Genomic DNA, 19,681 nt, shown 5'->3' with positions numbered 1-19,681 from the left:
CCGGTGTTTAAAATAAAATCTATCCATTTTAAGCTGTTTTCCGGAGATTAAGGATAAATAATAGCTTTTTACTTCGGTCATTTATTAAATATCTATTTAAATTTCTAAAAAATCGCGATATTACAGTTAATATTTATATATCTTCCTGTTGTAAATAAGCCCTATTCAAATCTAAAACCATAAACGCATTTACAGCCCGAACAACGACTTTTAATACAAATAAATTAAACCTTTATAAAAATCTTCAAAAAAAGAATTCACAGGAAAAGCATGACGCTTCTCGAGTGAATTCTCTGGTATTAAACTAAATGACAATTATAAAAATAAATTGTGATCGATTTAGGTGGGAAACTATAGATTAGTCATCGTTTTACCGAAATACATTAACTCCCATACGGCAGATGGCTCTGTCACTGTTTCTACAATCTCTCCATCAATCAATTTATCAACAGTCACTTGACCGTTAAACCGCAGATAAGCTCCGTCAAAACCTACTAATGAAGCAAATTCCTTGGCTTCTCCGGTAAGTGTATCAATCATTCGATGCTTAGCGATATCATTTTTTCTCTCATAAGTTACACGGTAGTGCTTTTTGCCATCGTTATAATCAAAAACAATTTTATTGGCAACAGGCTTTCCTGTATACTCGTCAATATGCTCGTCCTCTTTAGTAAAAGTCACATATTTGTACGTGTCATCATCGCCAATAATGATCTCATTGTTTTCTGCCAGCATAAAAGTAATCAGTGGCTCATAACCGTATGACTCTTCGCTATACGTATGCGCAGTAATCAGATTATATTTTCCTACTCGGGCACGTCCCCAATACCAATGATGGATAAGTTCTGCCATGTTCACATTGCCCCAATTATGGTCATGATAGCCGGTACCGGTAAGCGTCTTTGTAACGCCATCGATCGTTATCTCGGCTTCCACATTTCCTTCAGGTACAGATGGCAACCATGCAAAATACTTCTCTTCTTGATCACCAAAATAATTAAATGAGTTGCCCTGTCTCCACGCTCTGATGTTTCCAGTTAACTTAATATCAGCAACAATATCATCTTTTTCAAAATGAATCTCATATTCTTTGAGATTACCTCTAAACGTACAATCACCGACACGTACATCGCAAGTCTCATTAGAGGAGCTAAATTCGTCTGCCGGAGCGAAAACGGCTTGTTCAATTTTTTTACCATCTGGTGTTGTTAATTCAAAAGAAACCATCGGCTTTAATGGCCCTTGAGCGTCAAATACAGTCTTAGAATAAAATATGATGACCAATCCGGTACCATCGCTTAAATGAGAATCAAAATACCACCACTCAAAAGTATTTTCCTCTCCATTTGTTCGGAATCCGTCTTCCCATTCGGCAATAACGTCTTTACGGTTACCAGCCTTTTCATAATGTCTTGGTTCAATTCCATACTTTACCGCAAGTTTCTTTTCCATATGAATTCTCCTCCTTATTTTATGCATTTAAGTAGTGAAACATTTGTATACCATGTAGCATTTGTTACACATTTAGTGTATCATTGAAACTTGTGATAAATCAAGATACATTGATAGGCATTCTGTTACAAATTTTAAGGAGGAACATGTAAGAATGAAAAAAAATAAACAAAAAGAACGAAGCAGTCTCTGGATCATTGAAGCACTCTTTTTGCTGATGAAAAACAAACCATTTCATGAAATTACCATAACAGAAATTACGGAGAAAGCGGGTATTTCACGTTTAACATATTATCGAAACTTTAACAGCAAAGAAGATATTATACTTCGATACTATGACATCATGTTTGAAGATTTTCTTTTAATGTTTGATAATATCAACAAGGAAGAATTGGATTTAAAGAAACTTATTATTATGTCTTTTGACCGCTTTGAGGAAAATCATGATCAAGCCCTCCTACTGATCCGAGATGATCTTACTCACTTATTATTAGCACCTTTTTCAAATTATATTACACGAGCCTTAGAAAAAATAAATATTCCAAGTTCGCTAAACTATTTTCAGCTTAAATTCATAGAAGGCGGATTATTTTATACCCTTTTTAATTGGACGAAAGACAGTAAAAACTATACTCCCGAGCAATTAGCTGACAATATATTAGATATCGTTAAACATTAATCTCTAATCCTAATAATGATAGCCCCTAACTATTAAAACCATCAAAGACGTAAAATAGAACAGATTTAGACATAAAAAGGACGATAGATTTTAATTCTACCGTCCTTTTTTATGTCTATATAAGCTTTTTTACAACATGGATTTTATTTAACTTTTTTAAATAATTCAACTACTTTAACTTTATTTTTGTTTTCATAAATTTGATGGTACTCACTTCCAAAAGCATTTATTAAAACTTTAAAGTCCTTATTAGTAGTCTCCTTAAAAGCTATACCCTGAATATCTTTAAACTTAATATTTTTTATTAGTGTTGTAGTTCCCATCATCACATTAACTCCATCTTTTCCGATTCCGGGTGTGGAAGTAAATGACGTTAAATATATAATTGCTGAAACGACGATAATATAACCTAACAATGTATGATCTAATTGATAGCAAAGATAGAAGGAAACAAGACCGAACAGAATTAATATCAGTATCAAATTCATTTTTTTCGCAATATAGACATCATTCTTCCTAGAAACATAAAAATTATGAATACTACCTGCTAAAAATAAAATGATCAGCATGCTTTTTATCACTTCATTCACCTCAGTTAAGTCTATTTTTTCACTTAGTTTCATTTATAGAGCAGACTTATTCAATACTCACTCTAAAAAGAAAACAATCTATATTTTATTTTTTTATTAAAATACTTGAAATCCATTCACTCTCGTAACTGTTTTCCGTTGTCATAATTATGACATGAGATCGAGTCGCTTAAAAAATAAAAAAAATTTGCCTTTCACTAAATACCATTTCTTTATTTATTGTTGCTAATAATCACAACTTCTATCAATTATCAATTACTTAATATTTTCTTCAGCTGATTCTTCTATTCTATTAATAAAAAATTCTTTATAATTTATACTCTGATAAATTTCTACTTCATTTATAATAGTAACTAACCTTTCTTCTATGTAATCCTTCTGTTCTTTTAGATTTTAAATCTTCTAATTTTAGTTCCTCTTTTTTATTCTGTGAAAAATCGCCCAACATTGCTCTACAAATGAATAATCAATTACAACAGTTATATTTGTAAATGGATTTACTAACTCAAATCTAACTCTTGAATATCCGTGGTCTCCATACATATGTTCTGCATCATCTATTAAGTTCTTAGAAATATTTCCTTTGATTAGTTTCTGTAAATACTCCAATACCATAGGTGGATCAAACTCTAATGGCTCTATTCCATCAATATACTTAAAAAATTCACTACTAACTTTATAACATCTTAAAAATTAAGAGCTCTTTTAAAGCAAAGTTTCATTCATTAGTGTTTGCCTGAGTGATGTTTTAGGATAATAACCTCAAAATTTTTACTCGCTTTAGAATCAACTCTAAGCTCATATGTAAATATTTTATTAATATCGCTCCTTTATTTATTTATTTAAACATAATACTTTTGTAAAGACTATCAACTATACAGCCAAATTATTCTTTCACTTTCTCAGTAACTTAAATTCGCTTACTAGAAAACAGAACTTCAAAATATTCTTCATCAAAATACTTGATTATGTATTACCTTAAAAGATAAACTCCTTATCCAACTAATTTTTATGTTAAATCTTAAATATATAGCTGAATTGTAGAAACTAGTTAAGAGTGATAGAAATTCATTCTCACGATTACTAAACGTAACATGTTCTCCTTTTCCTTGTAAAATAATAATTATTTTTTCACGAAGACTTGTGTTACTATGTGTAATTAAACTTTTTCAAATTTATTTTTATCTAAAAAAATCTATTGAACACAAAATATAAGCTATCTTCTGCAATCGTTTAATTCCAACTGATAAAGTTCATAACACATAAAATGTTGGCTCATATTTGAAAAGACTCTTAATCAATTTATTTCTTGAATTCCGTTATATAAATTCTCCAGAAATTTTTAATTCAGTTACCATGTTAGAATATTTGTATCTCCTTTGATATCCATTTTTATCTTAATTTTTTCTTATTAACAATTAATTTGCTTTCTTTTAAGAAAGATTGAAAGAGCTAATTTTATCGTTACTAAGTATCATTATCACTATTAAATGCATTACACATATTTATTTTTCTCAAAATCTATTGTATCAGATTCTTGATTTATAGAATATAAAAATAACTTTACATCTTGTTCAATTGACTTCATATTCGAGTAAAATTTTTTCATGATATTATTTCTATCTAAATAAAAATTAGGTTTAAATGACATTTTTATTGTCTCTTTAATTAATTGTGGAGTTAACTGAAGTAAATTAAATTGTAGCTTATCAGCAATATTTTTAAATTCGTCGCTTTGATTAATCAATTCTTCATCAAATATTAATCTATTTTTACTAAGAATCTTATTAGGCAGTATTACTTGTTTTACATTATAAAGATCTGGTTCTTTTTTTAACCTATAATATTCTTTTTCACTTATAAGACTCTTATCTATTCTCTCAATTACTCTAGTATTTATATTAAACTGATATTCATAAAAATTTCCTATTACCTCATTAATATACTCGTCTTTATTAAAAAGATAACCAACTTTCTTTAAGTGAAAAATAATATTTGTTAAAATTACTTCTTCATAAGGAAAATATAATAATTGATCTAAGTTTATCGATTCTAATTTTTCAATACTCTCATTTGTTAGGTCTATGTCTTTATAAGATTGTAACTGTCTATTAAGATCATCAATCCTTTGAATTTTAAAATCGTTAAATAGATCTAAATCTACCATATATTCGTTGAAATAATTAACTATTAATAGTAGTATTTTAGAACTTAAATCGACATATTTACTCAATTTTTCATAAGAAATAATAAAATAATTAGTTGCTTTCTTTACAAGTATTAAATTCCTAATCTCACCAAAATCTTGAACTTGTCCCTTGTCTACATCTAACTTATTTATTAATAAATACCCATCTTTGTTATTATTGTTTAAATCTTTACTATTTATAACCTTAAGTTTTTTATTAGTCTTATACGTATCTATAAATAAATCGGGATTATTCCTATTATTGATATAATAATTGAATTCTTTTAAATAAACTAATAAACTTGCTATTAAATTCTTTACTTCTCTTTTAGAATAAAATTTACTTTCACTTTTTAATAATTTCTCTAGTTCTGATATGATGATGTCAAAATTTTTAAATAAATAGAAACCAACTATACTTTTACCTTCAATTATCTTTTTTAACTCCACATCCGATATTGAGTTTAGTTTTTCAAAACTTCCATATATATTTTCAAAATATTTTATAACGTTTACTAAAAGTTTATCAAGTTTTTGTTTATCTAAAACTCTTTCAACTTTCAAGCCATCAAAAGAAGGTATTAGGTCACTAATCGTTTTTTCTATAATTTTTATTAATCTATTCTTGTCATTAGGTGCATCTGAATTATAAACCGTTATACGCTTTCCTCTTAAATTAAATGGTAAATCCTCTATCCTTCCATACTTAGTATTGAAAAGACATATTACCCTCTCCCAACCTAGTTCTGAAACTCCGTACCCCAGTTCAAAAATTACATTTGCATTTGGTGAATCTCCATCTGTTAAAGATATATCTGCAACCATAAATGAGCATTCTTTTATTTTATTCAAAATAGTATTAATAATATCTGGACTACCTAGCTCACCTAAAGTATCCTTATCAAGTGAAGTTTGAATCTCTATCTCTTTATTTAAATTTTTAATTGCTCTTTTCAAAACTTCTTCAATAAAATTTCTGTTTTTATTTGGTGGCAATTCAGACTGCCACGAATAAAATACTTTATTACTGAACATACTTACCTCCTTACTATTTTACTCACTAAAATAGTAACATATTAAAATATCACTATACTTGAGTTGCTTTTAGGACAAATCTCTACATCTACAAAAAGAAAAATCAAATCACAAATATTAGAAGAAATTATATTGATTTCTTCTAATCTCTTTTCTAGTTATCGTTTAATTATTGTACATCTTTAAAATATAAATACGATATATTTGCCATGACATAAATGATAGCACTATTTTATTTCACTAACTTTTCTTTTAAATAAATCACCTTTAAAAATAGTCAAAAAGCTTATCAATCATTATTTTTTTAATAGAAGACCTAAAACCCATTCAACATCGTTATTATTTTCCGTTGTCATAATTATGACACGAGTAAATTATGTTGAAAAAATAATCGTTCTAGACCGTTATTTTCACACGATTAAGGAAAAATATTTTCCCTCCAAACTGGAATTTATTTACTTCTCTTTCTTATACGAAATTATTGCACAAACTACTGAAATTGCTGCGCATACCATAATAAACCAAAAGCTTCGATCCATATAATATCCTCCTAAAAATTCTATTTTTTTATCAAAAACTACGTTTTCGTTTTTGTGCAATAAAGGTGCAAACCCTGACGGAGATACAACTATTACTACTTTACTATTATCCATTACCAACTTCTAATCTCATCTCAAGCAATCTTTCACTATCCTCTTTTTAATTAGTCGTTCATTTTAATCTTTAAAAGCAACCTTATGGCATTTAATGCTAAAAAAAAATTACTTTAATGTTTAAGTATTAGCAATTTGAATGTTAATGTAACTTGTATTCCCATTCATTATAGGTTATTAGGACCTTTTGTTCAAAACTATTTAAGCTCTGACTGAAGCTTCATTCAAACCTATTATTAATCACTAAAATCGTCTAATAATATATAAATGATAGCCACTATTTAAATAAACTTCTTCTATTTTCACATACAATAAGAATTTACTATTCTACCAATATAAAGATAAAATTTTCATTTCTAGTTCAATCATTATCCAACATTATTAGAATAAAACTTTTTGTTATTTACAAACGAATAGCTGTTTTCAGAAAATTAAGTATATTTTTTATCAGTTAATAACCTGATTAGATCATTTATTCAATGATCTATTTTCGAACTTTCAAATTCGTTAATTTTAGAACTAATCTTTATATGAAAAAAGACGATAGCTATTTAATCTACCGTCTTCGTTCAATTATAACTATTTTCTCTCTTGTTATTTAATCTGATCGTTCTTCAATTTTACAAATGTCAGATAACAATATTTCTCTTCCAAATTCCAATACGACTTTCTTTTGATCAGATGACTCGATAGAGGTTTTAAGAAAATCCTCATTTCTAAAATCAACAAAACCTAATAAACCACGTTTCATGGCGACTTCAATTGAGACTGGCTTTCTGTAAAAATCCTCTAACCTCCTTTGAAAGACATCTTCCTTTTCTAGCTCAAATTGTTTTGAACTTTGACTAATATCCACTATATATTTCTTGCCTATTAGACCGTGTGTTTTAATGTTTTTGTCTTTAAGCAAATAAAAAATAAAGTTTTCATCTTCATTTTAAATATAAGCGTTAAATACACCATCATTCCAACCCGCTAAATCAATATCATAGAAACCACCTATATAAGAGGAATCAAGTTCTGATTTATTTTGATCAAGGGAAATATCTTCTAATTCGTTTGTATAGTCTATTAATGTATCCACACTCATTGCAAAAAGTTCAGAAAGCTTTTTAAGATTTGTAATATCCGGTATGCCATTATTACTTTCCCACTTCGCTACTGCTGAACGTGAAACATTTATTTTTTCAGCCAATTCCTCTTGACTGTATTCTTTTTTTCTTCGTAATTCTTTTATCTTATCGCCTAGTTGCATATTATCACTCCTATTCATCTTTTATAGTTATAGTCAACCATAAAAATTCTCATCAATAAATCTACTATCAAGAACTTTAGTGTTACTTTGAGTAACAAGTACCTATACTTATTAAAATATAGTATAACTCTTCATTATATCAGCATTTCTTGTAAGTTGTTTTTATCTAAGAAAGAGCCTGTAATAAAATACGAACTCCTTTCAGCTTTTCTTAAAGATAACTATACGAAATTTATTCTATACATAAAACTAACACCCGTGAAATGATACCAAGAATCCGTTATGTAACTCTAATTTTTGAAAGTACTTAAAAGATAGAAAGCCCAATTTTTTATTTAAAAAAGCTTATTCAAATAAAAAAGGGGATTAAAAAAAGGGAAGAAACGCTAAGTTTCTCCCCCCTTCATTATTTGCTCAATACTTTGATAATTTCTTCATACTCTGGGTATTGTTCGATAAGTTCATGGTAACTAAACAATTCAAAATCCTCATACTCAAACCCGGGTGAAACCATACACGATACAAGTGAAAAACCCTCTTTAACAGTTGAACCAAAGATTGTACCTTTAGGAACACGATATTGTAGCACTTGACTGCTTGTAACATCCAGTCCTAAAATAGCTTTGGTATAAACACCCTCTGGTGAAATCATATGAACGGTTAATGGCTGTCCATAATGATAGTACCATATTTCATCAGCAGTTAAACGATGAAAATGTGAGGGGTTTTCTTTTTCCAATAGAAAATAAATACTCGTGAACAGAGAGCGTTCTTTTCCATCAATTTTTAGTTTGTCTTGTGATCTTTCAACTTCACTAAAATATCCACCCTCAGGATGTTCTTTCATATCTAATGTCCTTACCCATTCTTCAATTGTTTTATTCATAATAAGCTCCTCACATTTTTTATTAGTTTAACATACAAGCTGTGCCGAAAATTGCTTTCTTCCTCAGACTCTATCACTGATTATTATTCTTTGTGTAATTTTAAATTTGGACTTTCTTGCCCTTATTGTTAGCGCACACATTAAAAGACCTACCGCCTGAATAGACAGTAGGTACTTTTTTTATACAGATACCGATAAGTAAGTTCCTGGTCCATCTGTTTTAATATGTTGACTTCCTGCATCAATGAAAGCAGACTCGCCTTTATTCAATGTCAGTGAATGATTGTTATCCTCGAATGTAATCGATCCCTCAATTACCGTAATCGATTTAAAACTTTCTTTTGAGATCGATTGAGTAAAGCTTCCGCCTACTTCTACTTTTTGAACGTTAAAGTAAGATGAAGAAGCTAAGAGTTGCTTGGTATGGTTTTCATATGTTTTTGCTACTTCTGCAGGTTCAAAATCAGTATTTAACGGAGTTAGGGTTGCTACATCTAAAGCTTTATCAATATGCAAATCTCTTAGATTACCCTCTGCATCTTTTCGGTGATAGTCATACACGCGATAGGTGGTATTTGAGTTTTGCTGTACTTCACATAAGACAATACCTTTACCGATGGCATGAATGGTTCCAGCCTCGACAAAAATTACGTCGCCTTTTTTGACTGCTACGTGGTTTAATTTATCTAAGACCGTCTGGTCTTCAATCGATTGTTTAAAGGCTTCTTTACTGATTGGCTCTTTCGTTCCGTAATACACTTTGGCCCCTGGTTCGGCTTCTAAGATGTACCACATTTCGGTTTTGCCATATTCATTTTCATGTTTGAAGCCATACTCATCATTCGGGTGAACTTGAATCGATAATTCGCCTAGGGCATCAATAAACTTGACTAATACAGGAAATCGGTCAAAAGTTTGACCCTTAGTGCCAAGCGGTGCTTGGTTTTTCTCTTCAAGATAAGCTTTAAGCGTAAGCCCGTCATGTGGTCCGCCTAAAATATAACTAGGACCATCCGGATGTGTCGATACTTCCCAACTTTCTGCTAAGGGATTTAAATCCGTCTTCTTACCATAATTTTCTTTTAATTTTTGTCCACCCCATAAATAATCTTTATAGGAAGGTCTTAATTGGTTGATTGTCATGTGTCTTTTGCTCCTTTACAGACTTTCTTTTGTTGTACTTAACGCTTTCATAATTTCGAGTTGTGTCTTTTTCTCTAATAATTGCGTTAACCTTTTCGGTTGTTCAGTTAGTTCATGTAAAACGGTGAAAATTCCCTTTGTTTGGACAAGGCCAAGATCCTTTTTATGAAGCGCTAAGAGTAAGATCAACTGGGCCTTACCTTTCCCCCATTCAAGCGGTTCTTTTAAAGTGACAATAAAAATACCACTCTTTAAAACATGTTTCACATTACCGTGAGGGATTGCGACCAGTGGTGCAATCAGGGTACTCGAACTTTCTTCTCGGTCAAAGACCGAATTTTTATAATGAGGACTGATATACCCTTTCTTTTCCATTTGTTCACACATAAAGGATAGGCAGGCTTCCTTGGTTGAAACCTCTAATTGCGGTTCAATTAAAAAAGTGTTGGTATAATCATGCAAATCAAATAATGCAGTCTGTTGCTTGGTTTCTTTTTGCTGGACAAAGGATTGAAGTTTTTTCATGTCTTTCGTTTCCATCATGGGTGATACTACCACTTGGGGAAGGTTTAAATCTTTAATTTCTTTGGTTGATATAACTAAATCAATTGCTTCTTTTAAAGGATAGTCTTTTAACTCTTCTTCACTGAGTAAAGCTACTATCTTCAGGTCAGGGAAGCTCCGATTAATTTTTGCTTTTAATAACGATGAAACCCCTATCCCATAATCACAAGTAATAATTGTTTGATATTCTTGTTTGTGTTCATTCAATCGTTCCAGTGCTGCCTTAAAATGAATGGTTAAATAAGCAATTTCTTCTTCAGGAAAAATGATATCATTCGTTTCCGCATAATCTTCTAAGATAAATTGGATGATCAAAAATAAATAGGCATAGGTATATTTGATTTCTTTTAACAAAGGATTTTGAATATGAAAATTACTAATCACCCGTACGATGGCTGCTTCCAAGTGTAAGCGAAGGTTTTTCCTAAGATAAAGATCTTTTGATAAATCGACAGCTAGAATCTCGCTGACATTTTTAATCAACAAATCAATAATCTTTTCTACGGGTTGAATAATTTTATTTCGAGAATCCTTCGCTCCACTGTATTGATTCATTTGTAAACTTGCAATATGGAGGGCTAAATAACCAATCTCATCTTTGGGAAAAGCAATTGATAATTTGTTACTAAGCTCTGCGGCAATTTGTTCACTTTTTGCATAAGCCTCTGTACCTGCAATTAACTTCTTTTCTGTAGCTGTCAATTCGAGTGTGGCATGCTTTTTAATTCGTTCGACCATAAAGAGCAAATGAATGATAATGTTATTTAGTGTGTTACTTGCTTCTTGGTCCAATAAAGCAGCGTCTACGCTTGCAATGGACTCTTTAATTTTAGGTAGATCACTTTTTTGAAAGAATTCCGCTAGATAGACTTCTTTATCTTGGTTTTTTGTATACTTCTTTACTAGTTGAGCCAATACTTTACGCTTGTTTCGCTCATCGCCTGTAATTTGAATGCCAATACGCGGTTCAATGCTTAAGTCTAATTGTTGAGGTTGAATCGCGCGTTGCATCGTTTTTAAATCGTGTCGAATGGTATTTTTGGATTCATACAATTGTTCTGACAACTCATCGATCGTTACGACTTGTTGGTTCATTAAGAGTTGAAAAAGGATTTTATTTTGACGGTTTTCACTTTGCCACTCAAATTCAGTTTGATAGTCTTCGAAAATACCTAATAAACGTTCCTTCACTGCTTGATCCGCTTCGAGATAAGTCCCCACACCTGGCTGTCTTTTTAGAACAACCTCTGCTTGACTGTTTGCCCTTAACCATTTTTCAAGCACTTTTAAATCATTGCGGATGGTTCGTTCTGAGCAGGCAAATTTTTCTGCCATTTCTTGTGTGTTTAACGGGACAGTCGTTTGTAATAAATCCCGCAATAATAATTTTTGTCTTTCTCTCATAAGCCTTACTCCATTCAAAATGAAATACCCCAATCTTTATTATAGTATTAATTTACCATAGATTGGGGTATTTATTTAGATTTATTGGATAGTAGCTAATAAACGCATAACTTCTTCTTTATTTTTGGCTTCCATTAAATGCTTTCTAAAATCATCATCCATTAATTTTCTAGAGAGCATCTGAAGAATCTTCAAGTGCATATCCCCTTTTTGCTGAGCAGGTACGGCAATCATAAAGATTAAATGAACAGCTTCGCCATCTAAACTCTCCCAATCTAATCCCGGGGTCGACCGTGCAAATACGACACTGGCCTCGTTCACTGTGTCACTTTTGCCATGAGGGATGGCAATCCCCTTCCCAATACCAGTCGTTCCTTCCGCTTCACGGCTCGTAACAGCTGTTTTAAAGGTCTCAACTGATGTTATTTTATTTTCCTCTGCAAATTTATTGATCATTGCATCGATCGCAGCTTCTTTAGTTGGTGCTTCTAAATCTAACATGATTTGATTTTCACTTATAATATCTGTTAATTGATGCACTTCTGCTTCTGTACTTGAGAGTGTATCTTGTTTAGCCGCTGTTTCAGTAGGCGTTGTTTTATTATTAAGTGGTGTACTCCTAACAGGTGCTTTAAGTTTTGGTTTCAACACTTGAAGCATGATTAAGGTCACCATCACACCTACAATGGTAGCTGCAAAGAACATTAAGACATTATCTACTGCTCCTAATACAGCCACGATTGGTCCACCATGCGCTACACTATCGGTGACGTTTGACAACATCGCTACCACACTACCCACCATGGATCCTACAACAATACTAGGTATCACTCGAAGTGGATCGGCTGTCGCAAATGGAATCGCCCCTTCAGTAATTCCAAAGAGTCCCATCGTAAAGGACGCTTTACCCGTTTCTCTTTCGGCTTTACTGAATTTATTACGCATAACAAATGGTGCAAGTCCCATTGCGATTGGTGGAATAGCGATTGCTACGGCAATTGGCCCCATAATTTCATAGTTTCCTTGTTCAATCATTCCTGATCCAAAGAGGAAGGCTACTTTATTAAATGGCCCACCCATATCGACGGCAATCATGGCGCCTAAGATCATGGCTAAGATAATTTCGCTCCCACCTTGTAGGCCCAGTAAGAATTCAGACATGGAGGTAAAGAGTGCCGTTACCGGAACACCTATCACAGTAATGAAGATGATTCCAACCGCTAAGGTGGAAAGGATTGGGATAATAATAATCGGCATAATGGACTGAACAGCTTTTGGTACTTTGATTTTCTTCAAACCTAAAGCGATAAAACCGGCTAAGAAACCTGTAATTATCCCGCCTAAGAATCCGGCATTCGCTTCACTTCCGTATAATGCGCCATTAGCCGCAATCATCCCACCAACAAAACCTGGCACTAAACCGGGTCGGTCAGCAATGCCATGTGCAATGAAGGCTGATAAAATAGGAATCATCAAGCCCATAGCTGTTGCCCCGATTGTTAGAATAATCGACCAATAGCTATCTTCGGGAACAACTAATCCCTGTTGAGTAGGTTCTCCGCCAAGTGATAGAGAAATCGCAATTAACAATCCCCCTGTTACCACAAATGGTACCATATGTGAAACACCAGCCATTAAACTTCTATATAATAACTGTCCGATTCTGCCTTCTGAAGATCCAGATGGTTCTGTTTCTCTTTGTTCACCTTTAACGATTGGTGCATCATGGTTCAAAATACGATTTATTAGGTCTTCTGGACGTTGAATCCCTTGTTGTACACCTACTTGTACGACTCGCTTCCCTGCAAATCTAGCTAAATCAATTTTGGTATCGGCTGCTATAATGACTCCTTCAGCCTCTTCTATCTCTTGGGCAGTTAGTTCATTTTCGACACCAATTGAACCGTGCGTCTCAACCTTGACGTCAACTCCTAATTCTTCCCCCATTTTTGTTAAATTTTCGGCTGCCATGTAGGTATGGGCTACACCGACAGGACAAGAAGTAATGGCTACTATGCGCTTATCACTCATGTTCTTTTCCTCCTTTTACTTTGTAATTTTAGTATAAATAAAAAAGACTCCTCTCTTAATTTTTTATTTTTCATTAGTTGTGGTAAATCCCTTATCAAAGCCTTTCGTTAGACTTGTGAAAATGATTTTAAAAAAATAATCACTGTCTGAAACCTTATCAAAACAAGGCTTCTGACAGTGATTACCTGTATTTACTTAAAAATAGCAATGATAAGTGTAATCTTCATTGTCTCAACATTTATAGATTTAGAGCAATGATAATCGATGGGGTTAAATTTCACGCATCAATCTCTGCTTTTAAATTATAGTATTATCCTAGATAAAGGCCTTTTAAATGCAGTAAACAATCTAACCAATCCCACCATAAAATATTCCCATAATATATACAAAAATCGTCAAACCAACAAAGACATATCTGCCCATTGGCTCAAACCATGGCCCCAAAGTCTTATTGTACCCTAATTGCACTTGCTTTCTAGCAAAGTCCGGTCCACATACCCAATAAAACATAATTCCAGCCAACATAGCTCCTAATGGAATCACATAGATACTCACGATATCCATCCATATTCCTAAAATAGCACCATTTTCGACAAATATTCCTATGATTACCGCTATACTCGCAACGATTCCTACCGCTTTAGCTCTTGAAAAGTGGAATTTTTCTTGAAGCGCTTCGATTGGAGCTTCAAATAAATTGACCAAGGAACTGATCCCTGCAAAGAGCACTGCGATAAAGAAAAGAATGCCAAAGAGGTTACCAGCTGGCATTTGTTTAAAAATCGCTGGCATGGTGATAAAAATCAAGGGAGGACCCGCGGTTGGATCCATATTAAAAGCAAACACAGATGGAATAACAATGAGTGCGGCTAACATCGCTGCAATTAAATCACTTACTGCAATATAGATGGCAGAAGTGACTACATCTTCCCTTTTACTTAAATAACTCCCATACACCAAAGTTCCCGAACCGGCTAAAGACAAGGAGAAAAATGCTTGGCCTAATGCATAGACCCATGTTTGAGGATTTTTTAAAGCTTCCCATTCGGGTTGAAACAAATAGGAATACCCTAGACTTGCTCCCGGTAAGAAAAAAACGCGAATACTTAAAACCAAAAACATTATAAAAAATCCGGGCATGAGCACTTTATTTATTCTTTCAATCCCCTTTGAAATACCTACTCGCATAATTCCAAAAGTAAAGATTAGTGCTGCTAGATGCCAGCCAATACTTCCAAAATTCCCAGCGATCTTTTCAAAATAGACTGAACTATCCGCAGCTTGAATCATCGAACCGGAGATTGCGCCATAGGTAAACCTTAAAATCCAGCCAATGACAACCGAGTAGCCGATCGCGATCCCTAAAGACCCAATTGTGGGGATTAAGCCAAGCCATTCACCATATGTCTTGCCTCTTCTAGCCATTGCCTTCTTAAAGGCCATTAAAGGCCCTGCTTTCATCGCCCTTCCAAACGCAATCTCACCAATTACTCCCGTAAAACCAATGACAATCACAAAAAGAACATAGGGGATTAAAAAAGCCGCTCCTCCAAATTGCCCGACACGATAAGGGAATAACCATATATTTCCCATCCCTACCGCTGAACCGACTGATGCTAATATAAAACCTAACCTACTTTGAAAACCATCTCTTTCTCTTATTATCTTTTTCGTTTTCTTGTCTTTCAATTATTTCACTCCTCGTTTCCTCTGTTTAGAAGTGTCACTATCTAATCTTATAAACTTATTTTTCAGCGGAAATGGAGCTCACATCAATATAAAGACACAAAAAGACACTGCGTCATCAATTTTGAATTAATCTATGCAGTGTCTTTTTTAAAACTATCTATTGAAAATCACACTGGCATAGGCTCCATTTATACATGAAAAATAAAGTGAGCCTAGCCTTCTTACTTCAGAAGTTAGACTACTCAACTATGCCAAGCCTGCCATGAATGAATGTTGAATTTCATTTGTGTGATTTCCTTTCTTTATTTTATTTATCTAATTATCTATTAAGCTTACTAGAAAGTCAAATGAGAAACACCCTAAAAGATATTACGATAACAGCTAAAGAATACTGCATTTATTAAGGAGTACTCCTCTTCATTAAGAGAGTTTAAAGAAGATTTCATTATCTACACAAATTGTTGTGTCTATTAGATTTAGCTACCAGATAACCGTTCATTTGGTGAAGTGTATTTGCTAATCTAAGTAAGTCTTCTTAACTTATCAGCAGTAAATTTATAATCATTATAAAATTTTATTACAGAATAAAAATAAATTACATAAAAATTTGACAAATAACTTTGAGAGTATTAGAATTTGCATAGAGATTGTATGCGTTTTCTTATTTAACTAGATATTGGGTTGAAATTAGTTTAAATGATAAGCAGATAATCTAGGAAAAATTAATTAAAATTATTAACAAAAGATAGTTCCTTAAATTTTTAAGATGTGAGGAATTTATATTTTGAAATAGACTAAAGTAAGTTTCTTTAGTCTATTTTTTTTAGGAGGAAAAAAGTTTGTAGTCTCAAATAAGTATGTCTAGTTTAAATTTCAGTTGGTAAATATTTTTCAAGCTTGCTAATTTTTGATAACTATTTTGCTAAGTATAATTTAGATATATCAACAACCTATACTTAGTGTTTAATTTGTATCAATTGTTTCTATTAATAATGACTGGATATGAAATTTCATAAGTTTATATTATAGATCCAATGAAAATCATTTCTAATACTCCATTTATACATACGATCGGAAGGTACTATATTGAAAAAAAATAGATTTAAACTTACGATACTACTCATACTAACCCAATTAGGTAGTGGAACTTTAGCTTTTATACTATCCCTAAAGATACTGCAGCAAAATAAGAGCGCAACTGACTTTGGAATAGTAGTTATGGTTAGTGCTATATTTAGCATATTAACATCTTTAATATCTGGTAAATATATTGATCGCTTCCCTAAAAAAACAATGATGATCCTTGCTCAATTTCTGAGTATAGTAGGATTAATCCTTTTTATTTTCGGAACAGGATTTAGCGACAAAATTAATTTATATTGGGTGATCGCTCTTTCAATAGTCCTTCAAGTGAGTGATTCAATTTTTACTACTACTTTAATGACAAGTGCTGTTAATATTGTAAATAAGGAAGAAGAGTTAGATGAATTCAATTCAATTGTTGAATCAATAAATGGGATCTGTGCCTTAATAGCACCGTTTATTGCATCCTCTATCTTTATTTTCCTAAAAATAGATAGCTTCATATTTTTAGAAATATTTTTTGAGCTATTTGCTGTATTACTAATACTTAATTTACCGCTGCATGATTCCTTAATTGAAGAAAATTTTGATGATAGTGATAGCGATTATAGTTTAAACTACGTACTAAAGTATGCTTGGAAAAATAAACTTATTCTAATACTAAGTTTAAGTATGTTAGGCATCAATTTACTTTTAGGATCACTTTCAATAGGCCTCCCCTACTTAATATTGTCTTACTTTGAGAGTAAAACAATATTTATCGGTATCTTTCAAATAACATTACCAATAGGAATGATGCTGGGAGCTATCATTTATCCTAAATTAAATTTTAAAAAACCCTTCTATAACCCAATTATAAAATCGTGGTTCATATTAGCTCTATCTGTTATTCTATTAGGGTTTACCATACTTATTTTTTCAAACCATTTTTGGGCATTATCAATTATATCCTTCATTCTTATTATTATTGCTGGTTTCAGTATATCAATAGGAAAAATACCCTTATTAGGATATTTTCAAAAAACAGTTCCTCAAAAAATTCAGGGGCGCTTATTTAGTTTACTAGATGTCATGATAGAGTCGAGTATTCCTTTAGGGGCGGGTATATATGGACTATTATTCGACAACTTTAATATATACACAATATTTATATTATCTGGATTACTTTTAATGATTTTTATTAAAATATCAGAAAAAAAATTGAGAAAGCTAACTATAAGCATGAATGATTAATTATAAAATAATTAATCTTTAAACACTTACAAAATAGTAATCATCATTTCAATACAGCTATAAGAGAAGGTTCGTTTAAGTATTATGTGAGCGACGCCCACTATTTGGATTGCAACTTATTGTGAAAGATCAACTATGAATGTTATTTATAAATTTAATTCAGTCAAGAGCTGAGTCAGTACCTCTTGACTGATTTACTATTTAGATAATATCTTTTAAAAGCAATTAAGTTGAATTTAAACAATAAATCTCTTTGTCCAATGAAGTCTTACTAAGAAAAAATTAAAAATAATGAATTTGATAATTTTTACTCTAATAACAAACTATTAGAATAGTAAATTCTGTAATAAGAATTGAATTATTTTATTTTTATTGGGGATACTCATTCTTACTCTCATATTCTTTCAAAGTATGATTCCCCTTTCCGCTTTCTAATTTTTCAAATTAATTTTATTTTGAAGTCAATCCGATGTTCTACTTATAATCATAATTTATATACTTTTTTATTCGACATTATTATTTCAGATTTTCTTTGTTAAGCATGTATTAATTAAGCTAAGTAAGTTCTCTTAAGATTATACAAGTATCGAATTAACTCTCTCATGGATGATATGAAGGACCATCCTTCAGGCGTATAATTACCCTCTGACTCAAACACTTGATAATCATTATAATTTTCTTCATAGCTGCAGCTTAAGGCCACTAGAATGAATGATAAGATCTTAAGAAATTGTCCTCTGAAATTTATTTTTTTATTTTAGATAAATAGTGTTTCATTCATGTGGATATATCTTTGATTTTTCACATGATAAAAAGGCCCCCGTTAAGAGGCCTTTAAATTTTAAATATTGTTTACCTATGGGTTTACTTTACGAAACTTGCATAATTAACTTTTGAAAAATCAACAACAATTTGATTACCATTGATATCTTTTATAATATCTGGTTGTTTAGAAATAATAAGTTTCATTATTTTTCGAAGAGCACGTTCATCATGAGATCTTGATTCGAGTTCCATCATGACTGTTAAACTAGAACCATGATTGAAAAAGAGTTCAATTTTTCTATTTTCCACTCTTTCATCTCCTCTCCTATTTAATGTCTCTACTATACCAATCTCCACCTCTTTCGTATAGGGTAATTAAGAAAGGGGTTATTCATATTCTCGCGAGACAATAAATTAATCATAATCCTCTATAAGCCAAACTCTTTAAACTAAGAACATTATTAACATTATATATTTTATTAAGCCCAGTTGAGTATAGATTTCACCTTACTTTAATAAAAATTTAGATATTTTAGGTTTTACACTCAAAAAGTTAATGTCATCAAAACATCGTTCTCCTAGTATTTTAACCCATATTCGTTTGTTTTTTGATTTAATGGAATTATTAAATTTTTTCAAAGCAATCATAATATAATAAAATTTAAGCTTATATCATTTTAAATTTACACTAAGTTTCGATCAGTGCCTGATATATCACTAAATAATTTTAATGGTTAAAGTTTTATAAATAAATACCTGTCCATACTACATCATATACCTAGTTATTTTTTTAATTCAAAATTTTGGTTATATAGTCAATGCCACCAATGCAAAATAAGGTAAAATCAGATATTAAAAAATAAAAAAGGCTTTCTATCAAGCATTAGAGCCTGTTAGAAAACCTGGCTCTATGTCAAATAGGGTTGATGCCCTTATGGAGACTAAGCAACGAATAGTTGCTTGGTCTCTTTTTCTTTTCTTCCTGACACATACAATCTTGATATTAAAAGTATTCTATTTTTAAAATGAGA

General features: G+C 31.6%; 14 protein-coding genes. 2 read left to right on the top strand and 12 right to left on the bottom strand.

Translation table 11 applies throughout. The annotated features are described in order from the left end of the window. Positions 1-351 precede the first annotated feature (351 nt). Positions 352-1,452: a lipocalin-like domain-containing protein gene (locus HF969_RS08005; protein ID WP_168427191.1), complete on the bottom strand. Its 1,101-nt coding sequence runs from the start codon at positions 1,450-1,452 to the stop codon at positions 352-354. Between the two features lie 154 nt (positions 1,453-1,606). Between HF969_RS08005 and HF969_RS08000 the strand changes: the two genes are divergently transcribed. Then, a complete protein-coding gene (locus tag HF969_RS08000) occupies positions 1,607-2,131 on the top strand; it encodes a TetR/AcrR family transcriptional regulator (RefSeq protein WP_090290260.1) in 525 nt (174 codons plus the stop codon). A 143-nt stretch (positions 2,132-2,274) separates the two neighbouring features. Here the strand turns inward: HF969_RS08000 and HF969_RS07995 are convergent, their stop codons facing one another. From HF969_RS07995 to HF969_RS07950, 10 genes are all read right to left on the bottom strand, one after another. Then, positions 2,275-2,754 carry a hypothetical protein gene (locus HF969_RS07995; RefSeq protein ID WP_090290259.1) on the bottom strand — a complete coding sequence of 160 codons (480 nt, stop codon included), beginning with the start codon at positions 2,752-2,754 and terminating at the stop codon, positions 2,275-2,277. A gap of 1,462 nt (positions 2,755-4,216) precedes the next feature. Further along, positions 4,217-5,944: a hypothetical protein gene (locus HF969_RS07990; RefSeq protein ID WP_090290258.1), complete on the bottom strand. Its 1,728-nt coding sequence runs from the start codon at positions 5,942-5,944 to the stop codon at positions 4,217-4,219. A gap of 455 nt (positions 5,945-6,399) precedes the next feature. Further along, complete coding sequence (locus HF969_RS07985) at positions 6,400-6,597, bottom strand: hypothetical protein (RefSeq protein ID WP_090290257.1); 198 nt, start codon at positions 6,595-6,597, stop codon at positions 6,400-6,402. A gap of 598 nt (positions 6,598-7,195) precedes the next feature. Then, the gene (locus tag HF969_RS07980) at positions 7,196-7,453 is read right to left on the bottom strand and encodes a hypothetical protein (protein ID WP_090290256.1); all 258 of its coding nucleotides are present in this window, start codon (positions 7,451-7,453) and stop codon (positions 7,196-7,198) included. An 81-nt stretch (positions 7,454-7,534) separates the two neighbouring features. Next, positions 7,535-7,852 carry a helix-turn-helix domain-containing protein gene (locus HF969_RS07975; RefSeq protein ID WP_168427190.1) on the bottom strand — a complete coding sequence of 106 codons (318 nt, stop codon included), beginning with the start codon at positions 7,850-7,852 and terminating at the stop codon, positions 7,535-7,537. A gap of 406 nt (positions 7,853-8,258) precedes the next feature. Further along, positions 8,259-8,738 (bottom strand): cupin domain-containing protein, encoded by a 480-nt coding sequence (locus HF969_RS07970; protein WP_090290254.1) that lies wholly within the window; start codon positions 8,736-8,738, stop codon positions 8,259-8,261. A gap of 180 nt (positions 8,739-8,918) precedes the next feature. Next, the gene (locus HF969_RS07965; RefSeq protein ID WP_090290253.1) at positions 8,919-9,881 is read right to left on the bottom strand and encodes a type I phosphomannose isomerase catalytic subunit; all 963 of its coding nucleotides are present in this window, start codon (positions 9,879-9,881) and stop codon (positions 8,919-8,921) included. A gap of 15 nt (positions 9,882-9,896) precedes the next feature. Further along, positions 9,897-11,849: a BglG family transcription antiterminator gene (locus HF969_RS07960; RefSeq protein WP_090290252.1), complete on the bottom strand. Its 1,953-nt coding sequence runs from the start codon at positions 11,847-11,849 to the stop codon at positions 9,897-9,899. 81 nt (positions 11,850-11,930) lie between these two features. Continuing rightward, positions 11,931-13,880, bottom strand: coding sequence for a fructose-specific PTS transporter subunit EIIC (locus tag HF969_RS07955; RefSeq protein ID WP_090290251.1), 1,950 nt, complete (start codon positions 13,878-13,880; stop codon positions 11,931-11,933). A gap of 348 nt (positions 13,881-14,228) precedes the next feature. After that, positions 14,229-15,569, bottom strand: coding sequence for a sodium-dependent transporter (locus HF969_RS07950; protein ID WP_210727912.1), 1,341 nt, complete (start codon positions 15,567-15,569; stop codon positions 14,229-14,231). 1,086 nt (positions 15,570-16,655) lie between these two features. Between HF969_RS07950 and HF969_RS07945 the strand changes: the two genes are divergently transcribed. Continuing rightward, entirely contained in the window at positions 16,656-17,885 is a 1,230-nt protein-coding gene (locus tag HF969_RS07945) for an MFS transporter (RefSeq protein ID WP_168427189.1), read from the top strand. An 864-nt stretch (positions 17,886-18,749) separates the two neighbouring features. On the opposite strand, the gene HF969_RS07940 is transcribed toward HF969_RS07945, so the two are convergent. After that, entirely contained in the window at positions 18,750-18,959 is a 210-nt protein-coding gene (locus tag HF969_RS07940) for a hypothetical protein (protein WP_090290249.1), read from the bottom strand. Positions 18,960-19,681: the final 722 nt, after the last annotated feature.

This window comes from Facklamia miroungae, assembly GCF_012396555.1.
GTDB lineage: Bacteria > Bacillota > Bacilli > Lactobacillales > Aerococcaceae > Facklamia > Facklamia miroungae.
This window is presented reverse-complemented; position numbering and strand designations above follow the sequence as displayed.